The organism is Saccharothrix obliqua, from assembly GCF_019375475.1.
GTDB classification, from domain to species: Bacteria; Actinomycetota; Actinomycetes; order Mycobacteriales; family Pseudonocardiaceae; genus Actinosynnema; species Actinosynnema obliqua.
Map to the genome: position 1 here is coordinate 397,745 of NZ_JAHXGQ010000002.1, position 19,691 is coordinate 417,435.

A 19,691-nucleotide genomic window follows, 5' to 3' on the forward strand; every position below is an offset into this window, starting at 1 on the left:
ACGCCCGTCCGGCCCCTTCGGTAACGATGGATCGGCGACGCCGCCGGGGGAAGCGGCGGGCGCACGCCGGGGGTGACGACGCGTGATCGAAGCCGAGTACCACACCGAGGACCTGCCGAAGGCCGAGCGGTTCGCGTTCTGGCGGCGCATCGCCGAGCGGTCCCTGGCGCCCATGGCGATGCGCTCGGACCAGGCCGCGGACTTCCGCGCCGACGCGCACTGCCTGGACTTCGGCGCGGTGCGCCTGGCCGAGGTGACGGTGCCGTCGCTGCGCACGGAGCGGACGCCCCGGCTGATCCGCCGCCACGACCCGGAGCGCTACTACCTGCTGCTGGACCGGGACGGCGGGTTCGGGGTCGCGCAGCACGGCCGCGAGGTGATGCTCGCGCCGGGCGAGATGACGCTCTACGACTCGTCGCGCCCGTTCCTGGGCTGGACCGGCGCGCGGCGTGGCGGCCGGGTGCTGCTCCAGTTCCCGAAGTCGTTGCTGTGCCTGCCACCGGCGCAGGTGGAGAAGGCGCTCGCCACGTGCCTGCCGGGCGACGCGGGTGTCGGCGCGTTGCTCGCCGGTTCGCTGCGCGAGCTGGCGGCGGGCGGCACGGGCGAGCACGCCACCCGCCTGGCGGGCATCTCGCTGGACCTGCTGGCCGCGTTGCTGGCGCGGCGGGTGGAAGCGCGGTTGCCGCCGGGCGCGCACGACAACGCGCTGGTGTCGCAGGTGCGGGTGTTCATCGACGGTCACCTGGCCGATCCCGGGCTGAGCCCGGCGGTGGTCGCCGCCGCGCACCACATCTCGACCCGGCACCTGCACCGGCTGTTCGCCGGCCAGGGTTCCGGTGTGGCGGCGTGGATACGCCGGCGTCGGCTGGAGCGCAGCCGCCACGACCTGACCGCGCGGCACGAGCCGGTGCACGTGGTGGCGGCCCGCTGGGGTTTCACCGACGCCGCCCACTTCAGCCGCCTGTTCCGCGACACCTACGGCATGTCGCCCACCGACTACCGGCAGACCTGGTGCACGGCTTGACACCGGCCGACTGTGAGTGATTGGTTAATCTCGTGCCAGCCGCCGAACGCCGCCTCTCCACCGCCGAAGAACGCCGGGAAACGGTGCTGCGCACCGCGCTCGGCACGTTCGGCGCGAAGGGCTACTTCGGCACGACCACCGGCGAGGTCGCGAAGGCCGCGGGCATCTCCCAGGCGTACGTGTACCGGCTGTTCCCCGACAAGGAAGCGTTGTTCCTGGCCGTGGTGGAGCGCTGCTTCACCCGCATCCGGGAGTGCTTTGGCGACGGTGTCGCGCGTGCGGAGGGCAGTTCGCCGGAAGCCGTCCTGGCCGCGATGAGCGACGTCTACGCGCGGCTCATCGCGCAGGACCAGGCCCTGTTGCTGGTGCAGATGCACGCCCAGTGCGCGGCCATCTCCGAACCCGCCGTGCGCGAGGTGCTGCAACGCGGTTACGCGCGGACCGTGGAGTACGTGCGTGGCGTGTCCGGCGCGGACGAGGCACGGGTGCAGGACTTCTTCGCCCGCGGGATGCTGTGCCACCTGGTGATGGCCGTGGACGCCACCGGGGTCGACGCGCCGTGGGCCCGCACCCTCGCCGCGGGCATCCGCCACTACTGACGGCGTCCCCCAGGTGAGTGACCGATCAGTCACGACACCCGCTAATTCGGTTCGCCGCCACCCGGACGTCCGCTAGCGTCGGGGCGGTGGACGAGGAGTGGTTCACCGGCGGCACCGCGGAGGTGGTGCGGATCGGGCCCACCGTGCGGCGGCCCGTGGGTCCGTGGAGCGAGGCCGTGCAGTGGCTGCTCGCCCGTCTCGCCGGCGCGCAGGTGCGCGGCGTGCCCCGCTGGCACGGCGTGGACGGCCAGGGCCGCGAGGTGCTGACGTTCCTGCCCGGCGCGACCGGCCCCGAGCACGCGCGGTCCGACCGCGCCGTGGTGAGCGCCGCGAAGCTCCTGCGCCGCGTGCACGACGCCACCGCCGATCTGCCCGGCGCCACCGCGCTCCGGTGGCGGCTCCCGGTCGTGGAACCGGTGGAGGTGGTGTGCCACGGCGATTTCGCGCCCTACAACTGCGTGTTCCAGGGCGGTGCGGCGACCGGCGTGTTCGACTTCGACGCCGCCCACCCCGGGCCGCGGTCCTGGGACCTGGCGCACGCGGTCTACCGGTTCGCACCCATGTCCACAGAGGACGCCCCACCCGTGGCGGAACAAGCCCGCCGGGCACGGCTGTTCCTCGACGCCTACGGCCGCACGCGTGGTGAACGGCGCGACGTCGTGGACGCCGTCGCGCCCCGCCTGCACGCCCTGGTCGACTTCATGCACGCCGCCGCGGCCGGCGGTGAGGCCGCCTTCGCCCGGCACATCGCCGAGGGCCACGCCGACCTCTACCGGCGGGACATCGCGCACCTCGTCGCCCACCGGGCGACCTGGGACCGCGTCGTGGTGGGGTGAGCCCGCACCGCTCCCGGGTGGAATAGTCCTCCCGTGGCCGAACGAAGAAGAGGCGTCCCGACGCCCAGCACCGACCGGACCGTCCGCGACCGGGACTGGACCACCAACGACATCACCGGCGAGCAGCACGAGCGCACCGAGTTCGTGGACGTCGACATGGCCGACCTCGCGAACCGGGGTTCCACGTTCACCGAGTGCGTGTTCCGGGGCGTGGAGTTCAACGCCTCCACGCACACCGAGGCGGCGTTCCTCAACTGCACGTTCATCCGGTGCGAGTTCTTCGACGCCGCGTTCACCGACTGCAAGCTGGTCGGCAGCATGTTCGACGGCGGCAGCTTCGACCTGCTCAAGGTCGTCGGCGGCGACTGGTCGTTCACCGGGATGCCGGGCCTGGACCTGCGTCGCGCCTCGTTCCGGGGAGTCCGGATGCAGGACGTCGACCTCACCGGCGCCCGCTGCCAGGGCGCCGAGTTCACTCACGTCGACCTGTCCGAGGCGTGGCTGCACAACGCCGACTTCAGCAAGGCCGACCTGCGCGGCTCCGACCTCACCGGCATCGACCCGACCGCGGTGAAGCTCGCCGGGGCCCGCATCGAACCCGACCAGGCGCTCACCATCGCCGTGGCGCTCGGGCTGCGCATCGGCTGACGGTCAACGGCCGTAGAGCCCGGACGGCGCGTCGTCGGCGAAGAAGGCCGTCACCAACCGCCCCACCGCCTCCGGCGGCAACCACGGCCCGTGCGGCTCCAGTGCCGCGCGGATCAGCGGAGCGTCACCGGGGTGCGCGCCCAGCGCGACGACGAACTCCACGACGTGCCCCGCGCCGCCCGACGCGCATTCCCGGAACGCCACCACGTCCGCCGCGCCCAGGCGACGCGCCAACTCCGCACCGCCCGCCGCGAAAGCCGCCCGCTCCACCTGCCGGTCCGCACCGCCGCTCGCGACCACGAACAGCCACACCATCTCGTAGGCGGTCCGCACCCGTTCCGCGGGTGCGGGCGGCACGCGGAACCGCCGCACCAGGCGCTCCGCCGTGCCCGTGAAATCCCGCCGCCGCACCACGCCGTCGTCGTTGGCGTCGAACAGGTCGAACCGCCGCGCGAGCTTCACGTGCAACCCGGCACCCATGAGCTGTCCCCTCCCCCGAGGGGACAGCATCGCACCCATGCCCGCGCCGGGCAGTCCGAGCCGATCCGGTTACCGCCTCACGCCCGCATCACCGTGGCGATCGGGATGCGCGCCGCGCGGATCGCGGGGATCAGGCCACCCAGGACGCCCGCCACCAGACCCGCCACGACACCCGCGACACCGGCCTGCCACGGGAACTCCACCCCGCTCAGCGACGGGTAGCGCGACCCGAACATGTCACCGCCCACGCGCAACGCCACCACACCCGCGCCGATCGCGGCCGCGGCCGTCAACAACCCGGTCAGCAACGTCTCCGCCAGCACGATGCCCGCCAGCAGCAGGCGTGGCGTGCCCACGGCCCGGCGCAACGCGAACTCCTCGATGCGCTCGCCCACCGTGGCCAGGCCGACGTTCAGGATGCCCGCGACACCGATCAGCAGCACCAGCGCCGCCATGCCGAGGAAGATCCACCGCATCAACGTCAACTGGGACGACATGCGCTCCAACGAGTTGATGGTGTTGAAGTGGATGCGGTCCTCCGGCGTGCCGCTCGCGACCAGCCGCGCCCGCAGCGTGTGCTCCACGTCCGTGGCACTCGGCGACAGCATCACCCGCAGCCCCGGTCCGCTGTCCCCGGAAGCCATGTCCCGCACCGGCAACCAGTTCCGCAGCTCGTCGGACCGCACGTACGCGGCGGGCATGAAGCCGCCGTCGTCCACCACGCCGACGATCTGCGGTGTGGCGTTCACGTCCGAACCCTGCACCCGCATCTCGGCGGGCACCCGGTACCGCTCGAACGCGTCGGCCGCCTTCTTGTTCAGCACCAGGCGCGGCGCGAGCGACGGCTCACCGCCGAAGTCCAGCCACTTGCCGGAACTCGGGCGGAACGGGCGGAACGCCCGGATGTCACCGGTCATGCCCACCAGTTCGAGCTGGATCGCCTGACCCTTGGGTGAACCCCGCGTGCCATCGTCGATCTCGTGGCAGCCGTTCTGGTCGCAGAACATCCGCGGCCCGTAACCGCCCGGCTGGTCCACCGGGCCGCCGCCCTCGTTGACCGGTTTCACGCCCGGCTCGCCGATGATCGCCGTCGCGTTGGTCAGCGCCACCGCGTCGGACCGGCCCGCCACGACCTCCAGGGTCGTCTCCACCGCCCCGCCCTCCGGGGGCAGGTAGAGCTGCCGGGTGCCGTCCTTGCCCTGCGACAGCTCGACGTCCTCCAGCATCGCGCGGTTCGCGATCTCCGAGCCCGCCTGCACCACCACCACCGCGAGCACGCCCATGAACAAGCTCACCATGGACAGGAACGTGCGCAGCTTCCGCGCGCGGATCCCCTGCCCGCCGATGATCACCGACGACCGCAGCCGCCCGGACAGCCGGATCACACGACCACCCGCTCCGGGGTCGGGCGCAGCAGGCCGTCGGACAACGTCAGCACGCGGCCCATCTTCGCCGCGTGGTGCCGGTCGTGCGTCACCAGCACCAGGCCGCAGCCCCGGTCCGTCGTGGCGCGCAACGCCTCCACCACCAGGTTGCCGGTCTCGGTGTCCAGCGCGCCGGTCGGCTCGTCCGCGAGCAGGATGCGTGGTTCCCGCACCAGGGCGCGCGCGATCGCCACGCGCTGCTGCTCGCCACCCGACAACCGCGGCGGCTTGTGCTTGGCGAGGTGCCCGATGCCGACCCGCTCCAGGGCGGCCAGCACCTTCGCGCGGCGCTTGCGGCGCGGCAGCCAGCCCTGGCCGTTCACCAGCGCCATGGCCACGTTCTGCGCGGCGGTGAGGTGCTTGAGGAGGAAGAACCGCTGGAACACGAACCCGAACTCGGCGCTGCGCAACGCCGCCGCCTTCCGCTCCGGGACGCGGGTGATGTCCCGGTCGCCCAGCAGGTACTCGCCGCCGTCCGGCCGGTCGAACAGGCCGATCACGCTGAGCAGCGTGCTCTTGCCCGACCCGGAGCGGCCGAGGATGGCCACGCTCTCACCGCTGTGCACGGCGAGGTCCACGCCGGCCAGGATGGTGCGGGGTTCCTGCTGACCCTTCAACGTCTTGGTGATCCCGGAGAGCCGGAGCAGCGGCGTCACTTCGACCCGCCCTCGGGGTTGCCCTGGCCCTCCGGCGCGCGCGGCAGGTTCGGACCGGGCACCGCCAGCGTCTCGTCGCCGGTCAGGCCCTCCTTGATCTCCACCACCTTGCCGTCGGTGAGACCCAGCACGACGTCCGTGGTCTGCCGCGCGCCGTCCGCGCCGAGCACGTCCACCTTGCCCTTGCCCTGCCCGCCGGCCACGGCCTCCACCGGGACCACGAGCGCGTTGGAGGCCGACGCCGTCACCACTTCGAGGGTGGCCGACGCGCCGTTGATCAGCTTCACGTCGTCGGGCGCCGTGCAGACCAGTCGCAGGCCGGTCGGGTCCGAAGCGCCCTTGGACTGCTGCGGGTCGGGCATCGACGGCGGGCGGTTGCCGGTCGGCGTGGCACCCTCCTCCTGGTCCGGCTGCTGTGGCGGCGGCGGTGCGGGCACCGTGCCGGCGGGCAGCGCGGCGATCGTGCCGAGGAGCGCGCAGTCGAACGGCCCGGGGCCGTTCTTGATCTGGGCGCGGATCGTGCCCGTCGAGGCGTCGGAGATCTGGTACGCCTGCTCGCCGTTGAGGTCGGCGACGATGCCGTAGCCCGCGTACTTGGCGGAGGCGATCGGCATCCCGGCGGTCACCGTCGACCGGTCGTCGACCAGCCGGCCGCCGAACGTCGAGCCGGCCGGGGCCTCGACGTAGTTCGGCGTGCCGTCGGCCCAGACCGTGGCGACGCGCGTCGGTTTCGTCGGCGTGCTCTTGGCTTCCGGCACGTCGAAGTAGCGCACCTGGCCGGCCACGGGCGCGGTGAGCCCGAAGACCGGGTTCATCGTCACCTTGCCGGTGAGGCTCACCTTGTTGGTGAGGTCCTGGCGGGACGGTTTGGCGGTGGTCATCGTCGTGCCCCGGGGAGCGAATTCGGGATTGGCCGCCTCACCGCCCCCGGATGAACACCCTTGCGCGGCGACCAACACCGCGGCCACGCCGACCACAAGCCCCAAACGAGACACCGATTTACCCCCACCCAGAAAATCCGCCGGTCCGGCCAACCTACCGACATGACGCGCCACCCCCGCACGGGGTTGCTCCCGAGCCGCGCCGTCGCCGAACCTCCGCCGAATTGTCTCCGTTCCGACACCCACTTCCCATCTCCAATGCGATGGGCGGCCCGTCTGGTTTACCTGTTGCGGAGGGTTCACTACATGAGGTGAAAGGGGCGTCAACCAGGCACTTTTCGGCCATGCTGGTCGTTGCCGGTGAAAAAACACGGCGCGGCGGCCCGGCGGCCCCCTCCGCTCGGATCGGCGCGTGCGAGCCCGATGCGTGGCGGGAGGTTGCTCGGGGGACGGGGACGAAGGAGAGGCCGGAGAGATCGGCGGCGCGGCCCGAGGTGACGGTGGCGCGACCCGGGCTGCGCGGCCCGCGGCACAGCCCGGAGTGGCGGTGCTTCGCGGGACTCGGCGCGGCTCGCGGTCGGCACGGCCTCGCGGAGACCGCGGTCGGGTCGGCCTGACGTGGTCGGTGCGGTCCGGGGCAGTGTCCAGCCCGGTGCCCGGCGCGGCCTGGAGAGGTGTGGGTCGGGGGCGCATGGGGCGGCCCGGGGCTGGGGTGGCCCGGGGTCTGACTCGGTGGGCGATTGGCGCCGCGTACATCGCTGGCGCGTCCGGTCGCACGGTTGGCGGGCTGGCGCGTCCGGTGGGCGCGGCTCGCGACCGGGCGTGCGCGGTCCGACATGGGCCACGGTTCGACATGGACATGGCCGGGTTCGGGTTGGGCTCAGGTGTGGCTGCGGCGCGCTGCCGATCGACGGGCCTGTGTGGTGCGACGGCGGCACGCGATGAGGAAGCCCGCGGTGGTGCGGGCTGCTTGCGTCCCCTGATGTGCCCGGTATGCGGCGAAGTCCAGCACGAGTCCAGCACGGGACCCGAGCGTCCCGAAGTGGTTGGTCGGAAGGGCGGACGGGGGGTGTTGGGCGGGAGGCGAGGCGTGGATGGCCGGTGGCGTGTGAGTGGCACGCGAGGCGCTGGGGGTGCGGCGTGGAGCGGGGCTAAGGGGTGGAGTGGGAGGTGTGGGGTTGTGGGTTACGGGGATTGGGTGCCGGCGATGTTGACCATCCAGGTGATGCCGAACCGGTCGACGCAGGCGCCGAACTCGTCGCCCCACATCTGCTTTTCCAAAGGCACCGTCACCTGGCCGCCCGCGGACAGTTGGTCCCAGTAGCCGTGCAGTTCGGGGGCGTCGTCGCCGCTCAGGCTGATCGTGATGTTGTCGCCCGGGTTGTGCGGCATGCCGGGCGGGGTGTCGGCGCCCATGAGCGTGAAGCCACTGGGGGTCTCCAGTTGGCCGTGCATGATGTTGTTCGCCTCTGGTGCCTCGGGTGGGCCGTAGTCGCCGAAAGTGCTCAAGGTCAGGGCTCCACCGAACACCTCCTTGTAGAACTCCATCGCCTCGCGCGCATTGCCCGCGAAGCTGATGTACGGGTTCAGCCGGGAAGCCATCGGGTCCTCCTCTGACTCGCCCCCTCCACGTGTCAGCCATCGTCGCAAGTGGTTGACCAACCCGCGACTGGAAGTGCACCGACCCGCGACTGGAAGTGCGGGGAACTGGAAGTGCGGGGAACCGTTAGTGGTCGACCGGGGTGAGGGTTTCCGCCGCCACGTCCGCCGTCACCTCCGCCGCCACGTCCGCGGACGCCTCCGCCGCGGGTTGGCCGCTCAACCGGGCGAATCTCGCGATCGCCTGCCGGGCCAGCCTCGTCGCCTCCACGGCCAGCGCCCGCCGGTCCCCCACCCCGTCCACCACCCTCGCCGCCAACCGCGCCAACTCCTCCGCCTGCCGGGCGATCGCCACGTCCCCCTCATCACCGCCCAACGGAAACCGGTGCGACGGCGGCAACCGGACGCTCTCCCCCAACGCCCGCCGGTAGAGGGCACGCTCCAACGCCTCCACGGTGCGCGGCTCGGCAGGCCACAACTCGGCCTCCGCCACCGGATCCAGCAGCAGCTCCAGGCGAGCCCGCACGGTCGCGCCCAGGGTGCCCTCCGCCTGCCCGATGAACACGACCTCCCCATCCGGCCCGTACAAGGCGAAGCACCCCACCTCCACATCCCCCCACCGCCGCCCGGCGTCGTCACGTGCCGCGAGGCCCCGGTCCAACGGGGTAGGGGTCGGCCGGGGACGGAGAACAGCCTGCTGCCACCTGCGCCGCCACCGGGCGACCTCGTCGTCGTGCCGCCGCAGGTCACCACCGTCGCGGTGACGCAGCACGGCACGCACGAAAGCCTGCACGAACTCGGCCTTGGGCATCCGCTTCCCGGTGAGCACCTCGCTCACGGTGGCGGGCGGCAGGGCGGCCAGCTCGCGGATCCGCGCGTAGCTGGGTTTGCCGCACTCGACGTGGAGGGCGCGCAGGCTCTCCGCGAACTCGTAACCGGACACTCCGCTTCCTTTCCGGATCGGTCGGTGCACCCGCACAACCGCCCGAGCGCCGGAAAGGATTCGGGCCTCCATTCGGGAACGTTCGGCGCGCCCACCCGCTGTTAACCGACGGTGATCAACCGGCACCACCCGCGAGCTGCGGAGTTAACAAACCGTTGCGAGAAGTTTCATCACCGACCACCAACCCGGTACGCCGTTCAGGGGAATCACGCAACCACCGGACGGCGTCCCACCCATTGGTCGCCGTTTGACACCCCGCAGGGCCGGCGCGACTATTCCGGCCATTCGCCGCGCCCATTTCCCGACTCATTTCGGCAACCGAGGGGTGTGCATGTTGTCCAACTCGCCGCCAAGGCGAAAAATCCTGATCAGCGCCGTCGCGGTCGTGCTGGCCGCCGGTGCGGTGACCTACCCCGGCGGCACGCCGAGCGCGTACGCCGACGTGCGGACCACGACCGACACGAAGACCGCCTCCGACGGCAAGCAATACTGGGTGAAGAACCACCTGGTGGGCGGTTCGGCGGCGCCCGGTCAGCAGCGGAAGAAGTGGTTGCTGGTGTGGGCCGGTGACGAGAACGTCGCCGACACCCTGGTGAAGGACGTCAAGAACCTGCCGGGCTCGCTGGGCGGCGGCCTCGGGAAGGTCGTGAACGCCTTGCCGGGCCCCGATTTCCTGGCCGTCATCGACGCCACCGAGGGCTCGCCGTCGTACGGCAAGGTGGTCAACACCGCCACCGTCGGCCCGCTGGTCGAAAACGAGCCGCACCACATGCAGTACGTGTGGCACAAGGGGGACACCGTCTACGCGGGCGCGTTGTTCGCCGCCGCGACGTACGCGTTCGACGTGTCGGCGCTCCCCGAGTTGCGGCTCAAGGGGATCAGCCTCCCGACGAACACGTTGGGCGGCTCGGTCCCGGACGCGTACTGGACGTTGAAGGACGGCACGGCGTACGGCACGTACATGGGCGGCCCGGTGGTGCCCGGACCGCACGTGTACGCGAACGGGCAATCCGTGGTGGGCAACGGTTTCGCGGGCAGTCCGGGCGCGCTGGTGCGGTTCGACCGGACCGGCCGGGTGCTGTCCCAGACCTCGGCGGCCACGCCGCAGGGCGACAACGCGGAGCTGTGCGCGAACCTGCCCCGGCTGTCCGCGCCGACATGCGCCAACCCGCACGGCATCCAGGCCCGCGAGGACCTGAACACGTTGGTCACCAGCGACTACGCCGAGCCGCGCAACATCATCCTGGACCCGGTGAAGCAGCCGTCGCCGTACCTGCGCCGCCCGACCGTGCGGACGTGGGACATCACCGACCGGGACAACCCGAAGCTGCGCGCGGTGTCGTACCTCCAGGACGGGCCGCGGGCGGATCCGGCGGACCCGCTGCACGCGGAGTCGCGTGCGGTCATGGAGACCACGGTGACGAACCTGCCGCACCACAAGGGCGCGTTCGCGCAGACCATGCAGGGCGGTGCGGTGCACTACACGCCGGACATCACGGCCGCCGAACCGCACTGGTACGAGGTGTTCGACGACGGCGCCGCGAACAAGGCGATCCACGCGGGCAACGACAGCAACGGCGGCGGCTCGAACGGCGGCTGGATCCAGACCAGCCCGGATGACAAGTACCTGTACCGCGCGATCTCCGGACGGGCGAAGGGCGCGCTGGGTCCGAACGACCCGGGCACGACGGGCGGCGTGTACGTGCTGGACATCCAGCGGTTGCTGGCCGCCGGTCCGGACTTCCGGTGCCGCGTCGACACCTTGGCCGAGGCGCGCAACGGTGGTGCGGAGGCGGACTGCCCGACGTTGGCGGGCGCGGCCCCGATCAACCCGGGGCAGCCGGCCGCGGGACCGCACTGGGGCGCGTACGACAACTTCGAGCTGGACTCGGACGGCCTCTACCGGGAGACGTCGTCGCCGCGGCGGATCGCCGTGTCGAACTACTTCGTCGCGCGGTCCGGTTTGGACGGTGACCACCGGGTGAACGTGCTGTCGGTGGACCCGGACGGGAAACTGGCCCTGGACAACGACTTCAGGGACGAGTTCAGCGGCCAGGTAGGCGTGAACTTCAACCGGCGGGACTGGCCGCACGGCCCGTTCGGCAACGCCAAGCCGCACTCCGAGCTGTTCGTCGTCGCCGACGCCGACGTGAAGTGATGGAGCACCCCCACGGCGGTCTCGACGTGGTCGGGACCTCTTCCTGGACGCTGGCGCTGCGCCTGGTCCTGTTGCTGGCGACGGCTTTCGTGGCGGGTGCCGGTCTGGTCACGCGAGTGCCGGTGCCGGGCGGGGCCACGACGCGGAACACGGCGCGGGAAAAGCGGAACACGGCGCGGGAAACGACCGAGACGCGCGAAACGTCCGAGGCGCGGCAAAGCACGGTGCCGGACACCATCGGTGCCGCGCAACCGCCCATGGCGCGAAGCAACACGGCCAACGCGGCGCGATCGACTGTGCTGCAACGGAACGCGGTGCGCGTCACGGTGGGCGCGGCGGCGGTTGCGGTCGTGTTGGCGGTGGTGTCGGTGGCGGTGCTGGGTGTGCACGTCGCGGGTGCGGCGGTGCATGTCGGGCTGGTGGTGGCGGTGCCCGCGTTGTCGCGGTGGCCCGGGTTGGCGCGCGGAGCCGCGGTGCTGCTGGTGTTGCTGCTGGTGGTCGAGACCGCCGCCGGGGGTTCGGGTGTCGAGTTCGTGGTGGACACCGCGTACGTGGCGGCGGCAGCCGCGTGGTTCGGGGTGGCGCTGTCCGGTTCGGGCACCCGGCCGCTCGTGCTCACCCTCGGGGTGGCGCTGGTGGCGGCGGGCGTGACGCGGTTGGTCACGTCCGGCGTGGCGGTGGACCGGCGGCTCGTGACGACGCCGCTGGGCCTGGTGCTGCTGGCGGCGGTGGTGTCGCCGGTGGTGGCGGTCGCCCTGCGGGGACGTCGGGTCGCGGTGGTCGGCGTGGTGCTCGGGTTCGTGGCGTGGAGCGCGTTGGCCGCGGTGCCCCGGCCCGCGGAGCTGCCGACGCCGGGTGTGCCCGTGCTGGCGGAGGTCACCCTGGCCGGGCAACGGGTACCGGTCCTGGTGACGCCGCACCGGCCGGGCCGCAACCTGGTGCACCTGCCGGCGAGCGCGGTCGACGGCGTCCGGGTCGCGGCGGGTGGTCCACCTTCGCCCGCGCTGCCCCGGGTGGGCGCGGAGGGCACGTGGGCGGAGGTGGACCTGCCGGCGGGACGCGGTGACGTCGTGCTGTCGGTGGGCGACGACTCCGCCTCGGTCGACGTCGACACCGGTGACGGCCCGGCGGTCGTGGTCGACCCGGAGTGCGCGAGCGCCGCGTTGGGCGGCCTGATCGCCGGGCGGCGGGAACCGCTCACCACGTGCCCGGCCGACCGACTGCCCACCGAGGACGAGGAGTCGCTGCGGCGGCTGGTGGACTTCCTCCGGGACCGCGGCGCGCCCGGCGTCACGCTCGCCGCGGACACCACCACGCGTGGCACGCGTGCCGCCGCCGCGGTGCGTGCCGCGGCGGCCGAAGCCGGTATCCGGGTCGACGCGGAACCGAAGGAGGACAACGCTTTGCTGGTCGTGTCGGGGTGGGAGGCGGCCCACGCGGCACTCGACACCGCCACCGCCCAGCAGGCGGAACGGCCCGTCTACGCGCACGGCCTGTACGTCGCGCCGTGGCTGCTGACCACACCGCTGGTCAGCGCGGTGACGACGGTGTCCGTACCACTGCGGTTCGACCCCCGGGAGCCGCTTCCGGTGGGGTACGCGGTGGCGCTGGGCAACGGGTTCGGCGGCGCGAACCCCACCCCGGCGGGGTTCACCGCGTGGCAGGGCGGACGACCGGCGGCCGGTGGTGTGCGGGTGTTCGCCGCCGCGCAGGTCACCGTGATGCCGATGGGTCCGGGTGAGCCGCACGCGCCCGGGATGCCGATGTCCGAGGAACTGGCCGGCCAGTGGGTGCCGAAGGCGACCGTGGTGCCGGTCAGCGAACTGCTCACCTGAGGAGGGAAACGACGTGAAACGCGTGACGGCAGTGGGTTTCGCGGTGCTGGCGCTGTGCCTCGCCGCGTCGGGTGTCGCGAGCGCCGACACCCCGGTCTGGGTGCTGCCCGGGGTGGACCTGGGCGGTGTGCTGGGCCCGACGACCGGTGTGCCCGGCGGGCTCGCCCCCGTGTTCGACCTGGTGAAGCTGATCGGCGGCTAGGAACCGCCACCGAGGGAGGAGAACCATCGTGAGGAAAGCCGCACTCGCCGCCGCACTCGCCGGGCTGCTGCTGACCGGGGCCGCGGCCCCGGCGTGGGCCGACCCGGCGGTCGTCGACGAACCGGACACCAGCGACCTGCACAACGTCTGGACGTTCACCCCGGTACTGGGCGTGCCCCTGCTCGGGCTCGTGCAGTCGGTGGTGAAGGCGCCCAACGGGATCATCCCCAACTGATGGCAGACCGGCCCGGTCGCCCCGCGCGGCCGGGCCTCTCCCCAAGGAGCAAACCGTGGCGACGGTCAACAGGTTCCTCTCCTCACCCACGTCGTGCGCCGCACCCGTGCCGAAGCCGGAAGAACCGGTGCGCGTCGTGCCGCTCGCCGTCTCGGGCGTGCTCGCGGTCGGCCTCACCTGGTACGTGTGGGCCGCGCACGGCGGCCGGTACGGCGTGCTGCTGGCGCTCGGGCTGGGCCTGGGTTTCGCGTTGTTCCACTCCCGCTTCGGCTTCACCTCCGCGTGGCGGCAGCTCGTGGCGGTCGGCAACGGGCAGGGCGTGCGGGCGCACAGCCTCCTGCTGGGCACCGCGGCGACGTTGGTCGCGCTCGTCGTGTCCACGGGTTCGGGCTTGTTCGGCGCGACGCCGAAGGCCACCGCGGGACCGCTCGGGCTGGCGTTGCTGGTGGGCGCGGTGTTGTTCGCGGTGGGCATGCAGCTGGGCGGCGCGTGCGCGTCCGGCACGCTGTTCGCGGTCGGGGCCGGTCAGTCGGCGATCGTGTTGACCCTGGGCGGGTTCGTGGCCGGTTCGGTGTTCTACACGTGGGCGTTCCCGGTGTTCGACGGGTGGCCCGCGATACCGGGCGTGCTGCTGGCGGACCACGTCGGCTGGTTCGGCTCGTGGGTGGTGACGGTCGTCGCGCTGCTCGGGATCGTCGCCGTGACGCGGGTCGTGCAGGCCCGCCGCAACCCGCCGCCGACGGACGTCGTGCCGACCGCGAGCGGTCTGGCGCGGGTGGTGCGCGGCTCGTGGCCGCTGCTGGTCGGCGCGGTCGTGCTGGGTGTGCTGGCGGGCGCGGTGTTCCTGGTGTCCGGCGGCACGTGGGGTGTCACGTTCGCGTTCGCCCTGTGGGGCGCGAAGCTGCTGCAACTCGTCGGGCTGCACCCGGAGACGTGGGAGTTCTGGCAGGCGCAGGCGAACGCGCGGTCGCTGGCCGCGCCGATCTGGACCGACCGCACCAGCCTCACCGACATCGGCATCATGGTCGGCGCGGCGGTGGCGGCGTCGGCGGCGGGCACGTGGCGGGCGCACCGCGACATCCCGTGGCGGACGGCGCTCGCGGCTGTGCTCGGCGGTGTGCTGATGGGCGTGGGCGCGCGGCTCGCGGGCGGCTGCAACATCGGCGCGTACCTGGGCGGGATCTCGGTGGGCAGCCTGCACGGCTGGTTGTGGGGCGCGTTCGCGCTCGGCGGCACGTGGCTCGGGCTGCGGCTGCGCCCGTTGTTCGGGCTCGGCGTGCCGAAGCCCGCCGACAGCGTCTGCTAGGCCAGGCAGGCACGGACGGCGGCCCGGTACACCGCCGTCGCGATGTCGTGGTGGCGGTCGCCCGCCTGGCTGAAGTGCTCCAGGGTCACCCCGCTGTTGACCTCCAGCACCGACAGCCCGCCCGCGACCGCCACCACGTCGACGCTCGCGAAGCGCAGGTCCAGCACGCGCATCGCGTTCCGCGCCACGGTGCTCAGCTCGGCGGTCGTGGCGGGGTCCACGGCGAGGTCCGGTCGCGCGCCGAACCGCAGGTTGTGCCGCCACTCGCCGGGTGCGATGGCCTTGCGGTACACCAGGAGCACCACGTCGTCGAGCACCACGACGCGGTACTCCTCGGCGACGTCGAGGAACGGCGACACCGCGATGGCCCGGTAGCGGACCGACAGGTGGTGCAGGTGCTCACGGGCCTCGACGTCGTCACGGGCGCGCAGCACGTCCACGCCGCTGCTCTCGCGGTGTGGTTTCAGCACGGCGGGCAGGCCCACGGCGGTGCGGGTGAAGCCGAGCGGGTCGGCCAGGCCCGCGAACCGCAGCAGCCGGTGCGGCACGGCGCGCACGCCGCCCGCGGTGAGCAGTTCGAACGTCGCCACCTTGTCCGTGGCGATCTGCGCCGCCGCGGCGTTGTTGAGCGGGAACACCTGGCCGATGAGCAGCACGCGCCGGTCGCCCGCGACCAGTTCGGCCAACCAGTGGTCGGAGTGCCACCGGACCCGCGCCCCGGCCGCCGCGCCCGCCTGTTCGATCTGGGCCACGAATCGCCGCAGCCCGGTCTGCTGTCCGCCCGCCACGGGCCAAGCCAAGCACGCGTGTGGTCGCGCGGCGTTTCGGGGGCGGTGCCGCGTGCCCCGGCCGAGGTGGGAGGGCGGTGGTGGGTGGGTGGTCCCCGGAACCGCGACGGGTGGGTGCCGCGGCGGGTGGGTGCCACGCGGCATGATCGTTTCATGCGGATCGTCGTGGTCGGGGCGAGTGGGCTGGTGGGGCAACACGTGGTGGCCGCGGCGGGGCGCCGCGGGTGGGCGGTCACGGCGGTCGCCCGGACCAGCCGGGACGGGGTGGACCGGGTGCTGGACGCGACGTCCGCCTCCACCGCCGAGTGGCGGGAGGTGGTCGCCGGGCACGACGGCGTGGTGTTCGCCGCCGGGGTGGACGACCGGGACGTGCCCCGCCGGCCCGCCTACCCCGTGTTCCACCGGGGCAACGTGCGGCCGGTGGAGCGGCTGTTCGCGGCGGCGCGGGAGGAGGGGCTGACACGGGGCGTGGTGCTCGGCTCCTACTTCACGCACTTCCACCGCGCGCACCCGCGGTGGCGGCTCGCGGAGCACCACCCCTACATCCGCAGCCGGGTGGAGCAGGCGCGGGCCGCGCGCGTGGCCGCCGGGTTCCCGGTCGCCGTGCTGGAGCTGCCCTTCGTGTTCGGCCGGGCGGGCGACCGGCTGCCGAACTGGTCCGCTCCGCCGGCCCGGTGGGCGCGGTCGCGTTTCCCGCTGGTGGCGCCGCCCGGTGGGACGGCCGTGACCAGCGCCGGACTGGTGGCCGACGCGGCGGTCGAGGCGCTGGAGCAGGCGTCGGGCGCGGACGTGCCGGTCGGTGGTGAGGACATCACGTGGCGGGAGATGTTCGCGCGGGTCGCGGACGCCGTCGGCCGCCCGCGCCGCGTGCGTGGGCTGCACCCGGCGGTGCTGCGGGGCGCGTTGCGGCTCACGGGAGTGGCACACGCGCTGACCGGCCGGGAGTCCGGGCTGGACCCGCGCGTGCTGGGTGACCTGCTGACTCAGCCGCTGTTCCTCGGCGACGCGCGGCCGGGTGCGGTGGCGGACGCGTTCCGCGAGACCTTCCGGGACTGACGTCCACCGATCGGCCCAATCTGACCGGGCAGGTTGAGTTGATCGCGCCGAACGTGAACCATTGGTTCCACCAGGGGGATTCCGGCACGGGGAACTCGGGGGGGAACCATGGTCGGCGAACACGACGTCACCGGGTCGACCGCTATGGGCCGGGCCGCACGACGTCGTTCGCCGGAACACGGGGAGCTTTCCCGCTGAACGGCATCCGCACATCGAACCTCTCGTGCGCGCGGTCCCGGTGATGCGCCCGGACCTGCCTGAACGGTGTCGCGCGCACCTCGGGCTTGGGGGGCCGACGCTGTGGACGACGCGCCCATCGGCACGCGCACGAGGATAGTCCTCGCGGAACGCAGGACGCTTTTCCGGATAGGTATGCGGAAATTGCTCGACGAAGCACCGTGGGCCGAGGTGACGCACCAGGTCGACACGTTCGCCGGCCTCACCCGGCACACCACGCGACCACCCGACGTGGTGGTGCTGGGCTGCCTCGCCGACGTGCCGCGCCCACCGCTGGCCGCCCGCCGCTTCCTGGCCGGCCGACCGAGTTCCAGCGTCCTGCTGGTGGACGACCACGCGGACCTGCCGGACACGCCGCGGGTCGGTGTGCTGCCGCTGTCGTCCGGCCCGGACGAGTTCCTGTGCGCGATCCGGCTGCTGGCCGCGGGTTACGCGTTCTCCGCCGCGCCCACCCCGCGCGACCGCCCGCCGCCGGAGCGCATCACGCGTCGCGAGACCGACGTGCTGCGCCTGCTGGTGTGCGGGCGGACGAACTCGGAGATGGCTCGGCAGCTCGCGCTGACCGAGAGCACCGTCAAGTTCCACGTGCAGAACCTGCTGCGCAAGCTGCGCCTGCCCAACCGGGCCAGCGCCGTCGCCTACGCCTACGAGACGGGCCTGATCAACGTGGGCGAGCTGTCCGACACCGCGCGGAGGCGGTGAGCCTTGGTCACCCTCACCGACGGGCAACGCGGCGCACTGGGCGCGGCGACCGCCATGTTCTGCGTGGGCACCTTGACCGGCGTGTCGCCCGCACTGCACCACTACCCGGTCTACGGGGGTCAAGCGGTCCGCTACCTGGTGGGCGCGTTGCTGCTGCTCGTCGTGGCACGGGTGTTCGGCAAGGGGTTCGTCCGGCTCACCCGGCGTGAGGTGTTGTTCCTGGCGGCACTGGCGCTGACCGGGTTGACGGCGTTCAACGTGCTGATCGTGGAGAGCACCCGGCACGCCGACCCGGCCGCGGTGGGCACGGTGGTGGCGGCGGTCCCGATCGTGCTGGCCGTCGTGGGCCCGGCGGTGGAGCGGCGCAGGCCCGCGCCGCGGGTGCTGGTGGCGGCCGTGGTGGTCGTGGCGGGTGTCGTGGTCACCGGCGGGTTCGGCGGCGGTTCGCCGGTGGGGCTGCTGCTCGCGTTCGGCGCGCTGGCCTGCGAGGCGGGTTTCTCGCTGCTGGCGCTGCCGGTGCTGGGCAGGCTCGGCGCGATCCGGGTGTCCGCGTACTCGGCGGCGCTGGCCGTGCCGCAGCTCCTGCTGGTGGGTGTCGTGGTGGACGGCGCGGCGGTGCTGCGCGTCCCCACCGCCGCCGAGGCGCTGGCGCTGGCGCACCTCGCGGTGGTGGTCACGGTGTTCGCCTTCCTGTGCTGGTACGCCGCGCTGCCCCGGCTCGGCGCGGACCGCGCCGGGTTGTTCTCCGGTTTCCTGCCGGTCGGCGCGGTCGTGTCCGCGGTCGTGCTGGGCACGGGTCAGCCGCGGTTCGCCGACCTGGTCGGCGCGTGCCTGGTGCTGGTGGGGTTGGCGATCGGCCTGCGGCCGGCGCGGCGGCGGGCGGCGGTGGCCGCATGACGTCCCACCAGGTGGTGGCGCTGCTGGTGGCGCTGGCGGCGGTGGTGTTGCTCGCGCGTGCGTTCGGCTGGCTCGCCACGCGGGTCGCGCAACCCGCTGTGGTGGGCGAGATCGTGGCGGGCGTCCTGGTGGGGCCGACGTTGTTCGGCGGCGCGTTGTCGGACGCGTTGTTCCCCGTCGACATCCGGCCGATGCTCAGCTCGCTGGCCAACGTCGGCCTGGTGTTCTTCATGTTCCTGGTGGGCCTGGAGTTCAACCGGGACCTGCTGCGCGACCGGGTCGGCACGATCACCGCGCTGTCGCTGGGTTCCATGCTCACGCCGTTCGTGCTGGGCCTGCTGCTGGCGACGGCGATCCGCCCGGCGGACGACCGGGTGGCGTTCGTGCTCTACCTGGGCACCGCGATGGCGGTGACCGCGTTCCCGGTGCTGGCGCGGATGATCTCCGACTGGGGCATGGGCGGCACGCGGGTCGGCGTGCTGGCGCTGGGCGCGGCGGCGCTGGGCGACCTGCTGGCGTGGTCGATGCTGGCGGTGGCGATCGCGGTGCTCGGCGCGGGCGGCGCGAGCCAGTGGCGGTTGCTGCTGGTGCTGCCGCTGGCGGCGGTGAGCGTGCTGGTGGCGCGCCCGCTGCTGGCGCGGCTCGCCCGCGCGCGGCGCGACATGTTCGCCGCCGTGCTGATCGGCCTGCTGGCGTGGAGCGCGTTGACCGAGTGGATGGGGCTGCACTTCATCTTCGGCGCGTTCCTGTTCGGGTTGATCATGCCGCACGGCACGGACCTGCGTGGTCACGTGACGCAGCGCATCGAGCAGGTCGGGAAGGTGTTGCTGCTGCCGGTGTACTTCGTGATCGCCGGGCTCCAGGTGGACCTGTCCGGCGCCACGTGGTCGGGGCTCGCGGAGTTCGGCCTCGTCATGCTGGTCGCGGTGGGCGGCAAGTTCGCGGGTGCGGTCGGCGCGGCCCGGTTGTGCGGCCTGGACTGGCGGCGGTCCGCGACGCTCGGCGCGTTGCTCAACACCCGCGGCCTGACCGAGCTGGTGATCCTCGGCATTGGCCTGCAACTGGGCCTGCTGGACCGGCCGCTGTACTCGCAACTGGTGCTGATGGCCGTGCTGACCACGGTGGCGACCGGACCGCTGGTGAAGCTCCTGCACCGGGAGCGGGAGCCGGTCGCGGTCTGAGGTG

At 72.9% G+C, this 19,691-nt stretch carries 20 protein-coding genes; 13 read left to right on the forward strand and 7 right to left on the reverse strand.

Going from position 1 to position 19,691, the window contains the following annotated elements:
* Nucleotides 1-82 precede the first annotated feature (82 nt).
* The 4 genes from KZQ38_RS07815 to KZQ38_RS36940 all read left to right on the forward strand — a co-directional run bounded on the left by KZQ38_RS07815 (nt 83) and on the right by KZQ38_RS36940 (nt 3,107).
* Nucleotides 83-1,024, forward strand: coding sequence for a helix-turn-helix domain-containing protein (locus KZQ38_RS07815; RefSeq protein WP_219439963.1), 942 nt, complete (start codon nt 83-85; stop codon nt 1,022-1,024).
* A 32-nt stretch (nt 1,025-1,056) separates the two neighbouring features.
* Nucleotides 1,057-1,623: a TetR/AcrR family transcriptional regulator gene (locus KZQ38_RS07820; RefSeq protein WP_308258300.1), complete on the forward strand. Its 567-nt coding sequence runs from the start codon at nt 1,057-1,059 to the stop codon at nt 1,621-1,623.
* Nucleotides 1,624-1,709: 86 nt separating this feature from the next.
* On the forward strand, nt 1,710-2,459 hold the full coding sequence (locus KZQ38_RS36935) for a phosphotransferase (protein WP_219439965.1): 750 nt from the start codon (nt 1,710-1,712) through the stop codon (nt 2,457-2,459).
* Nucleotides 2,460-2,492: 33 nt separating this feature from the next.
* Nucleotides 2,493-3,107: a pentapeptide repeat-containing protein gene (locus KZQ38_RS36940; protein WP_219439966.1), complete on the forward strand. Its 615-nt coding sequence runs from the start codon at nt 2,493-2,495 to the stop codon at nt 3,105-3,107.
* 3 nt (nt 3,108-3,110) lie between these two features.
* Here KZQ38_RS36940 and KZQ38_RS07835 read toward each other — a convergent pair whose 3' ends face one another.
* From KZQ38_RS07835 to KZQ38_RS07860, 6 genes are all read right to left on the reverse strand, one after another.
* On the reverse strand, nt 3,111-3,587 hold the full coding sequence (locus tag KZQ38_RS07835) for an EF-hand domain-containing protein (protein ID WP_219439967.1): 477 nt from the start codon (nt 3,585-3,587) through the stop codon (nt 3,111-3,113).
* A 77-nt stretch (nt 3,588-3,664) separates the two neighbouring features.
* The gene (locus tag KZQ38_RS07840; protein WP_308258301.1) at nt 3,665-4,972 is read right to left on the reverse strand and encodes an ABC transporter permease; all 1,308 of its coding nucleotides are present in this window, start codon (nt 4,970-4,972) and stop codon (nt 3,665-3,667) included.
* A complete protein-coding gene (locus KZQ38_RS07845; RefSeq protein WP_219439968.1) occupies nt 4,969-5,667 on the reverse strand; it encodes an ABC transporter ATP-binding protein in 699 nt (232 codons plus the stop codon). Before KZQ38_RS07845 ends, KZQ38_RS07840 begins: the two co-directional genes overlap by 4 nt.
* Nucleotides 5,664-6,548, reverse strand: coding sequence for an efflux RND transporter periplasmic adaptor subunit (locus tag KZQ38_RS07850; protein WP_257900961.1), 885 nt, complete (start codon nt 6,546-6,548; stop codon nt 5,664-5,666). The genes KZQ38_RS07845 and KZQ38_RS07850 overlap by 4 nt, the downstream gene beginning before the upstream one ends.
* 1,185 nt (nt 6,549-7,733) lie before the next feature.
* Nucleotides 7,734-8,150 (reverse strand): VOC family protein, encoded by a 417-nt coding sequence (locus KZQ38_RS07855; RefSeq protein ID WP_219439969.1) that lies wholly within the window; start codon nt 8,148-8,150, stop codon nt 7,734-7,736.
* Nucleotides 8,151-8,274: 124 nt separating this feature from the next.
* Entirely contained in the window at nt 8,275-9,090 is an 816-nt protein-coding gene (locus tag KZQ38_RS07860) for a hypothetical protein (RefSeq protein WP_219439970.1), read from the reverse strand.
* Between the two features lie 331 nt (nt 9,091-9,421).
* On the opposite strand from KZQ38_RS07860, the gene KZQ38_RS07865 reads away from it, so the two are divergent.
* The 5 genes from KZQ38_RS07865 to KZQ38_RS07885 are packed head-to-tail and all read left to right on the forward strand — an operon-like array spanning nt 9,422 to nt 14,826.
* Entirely contained in the window at nt 9,422-11,248 is a 1,827-nt protein-coding gene (locus KZQ38_RS07865; protein ID WP_219439971.1) for a selenium-binding family protein, read from the forward strand.
* Nucleotides 11,248-13,083: a hypothetical protein gene (locus KZQ38_RS07870; RefSeq protein WP_219439972.1), complete on the forward strand. Its 1,836-nt coding sequence runs from the start codon at nt 11,248-11,250 to the stop codon at nt 13,081-13,083. Before KZQ38_RS07865 ends, KZQ38_RS07870 begins: the two co-directional genes overlap by 1 nt.
* 22 nt (nt 13,084-13,105) lie before the next feature.
* Nucleotides 13,106-13,285 (forward strand): hypothetical protein, encoded by a 180-nt coding sequence (locus KZQ38_RS07875; RefSeq protein WP_219439973.1) that lies wholly within the window; start codon nt 13,106-13,108, stop codon nt 13,283-13,285.
* A gap of 28 nt (nt 13,286-13,313) precedes the next feature.
* Nucleotides 13,314-13,520 (forward strand): hypothetical protein, encoded by a 207-nt coding sequence (locus tag KZQ38_RS07880; RefSeq protein ID WP_257901177.1) that lies wholly within the window; start codon nt 13,314-13,316, stop codon nt 13,518-13,520.
* Between the two features lie 55 nt (nt 13,521-13,575).
* On the forward strand, nt 13,576-14,826 hold the full coding sequence (locus tag KZQ38_RS07885; RefSeq protein WP_219439974.1) for a YeeE/YedE family protein: 1,251 nt from the start codon (nt 13,576-13,578) through the stop codon (nt 14,824-14,826).
* Here the strand turns inward: KZQ38_RS07885 and KZQ38_RS07890 are convergent.
* On the reverse strand, nt 14,823-15,614 hold the full coding sequence (locus KZQ38_RS07890; RefSeq protein WP_219439975.1) for an ATP-grasp domain-containing protein: 792 nt from the start codon (nt 15,612-15,614) through the stop codon (nt 14,823-14,825). The two genes, KZQ38_RS07885 and KZQ38_RS07890, sit on opposite strands and share 4 nt — an antisense overlap.
* Nucleotides 15,615-15,767: 153 nt before the next feature.
* Between KZQ38_RS07890 and KZQ38_RS07895 the strand changes: the two genes are divergently transcribed.
* From KZQ38_RS07895 to KZQ38_RS07910, 4 genes are all read left to right on the forward strand, one after another.
* Nucleotides 15,768-16,670 (forward strand): NAD-dependent epimerase/dehydratase family protein, encoded by a 903-nt coding sequence (locus KZQ38_RS07895; protein ID WP_219439976.1) that lies wholly within the window; start codon nt 15,768-15,770, stop codon nt 16,668-16,670.
* Between the two features lie 372 nt (nt 16,671-17,042).
* Nucleotides 17,043-17,609: a response regulator transcription factor gene (locus KZQ38_RS07900; RefSeq protein ID WP_219439977.1), complete on the forward strand. Its 567-nt coding sequence runs from the start codon at nt 17,043-17,045 to the stop codon at nt 17,607-17,609.
* Between the two features lie 3 nt (nt 17,610-17,612).
* The gene (locus tag KZQ38_RS07905) at nt 17,613-18,506 is read left to right on the forward strand and encodes a DMT family transporter (protein ID WP_219439978.1); all 894 of its coding nucleotides are present in this window, start codon (nt 17,613-17,615) and stop codon (nt 18,504-18,506) included.
* Nucleotides 18,503-19,687 (forward strand): cation:proton antiporter, encoded by a 1,185-nt coding sequence (locus tag KZQ38_RS07910; RefSeq protein ID WP_219439979.1) that lies wholly within the window; start codon nt 18,503-18,505, stop codon nt 19,685-19,687. Before KZQ38_RS07905 ends, KZQ38_RS07910 begins: the two co-directional genes overlap by 4 nt.
* The last annotated feature ends 4 nt before the right edge of the window (nt 19,688-19,691 follow it).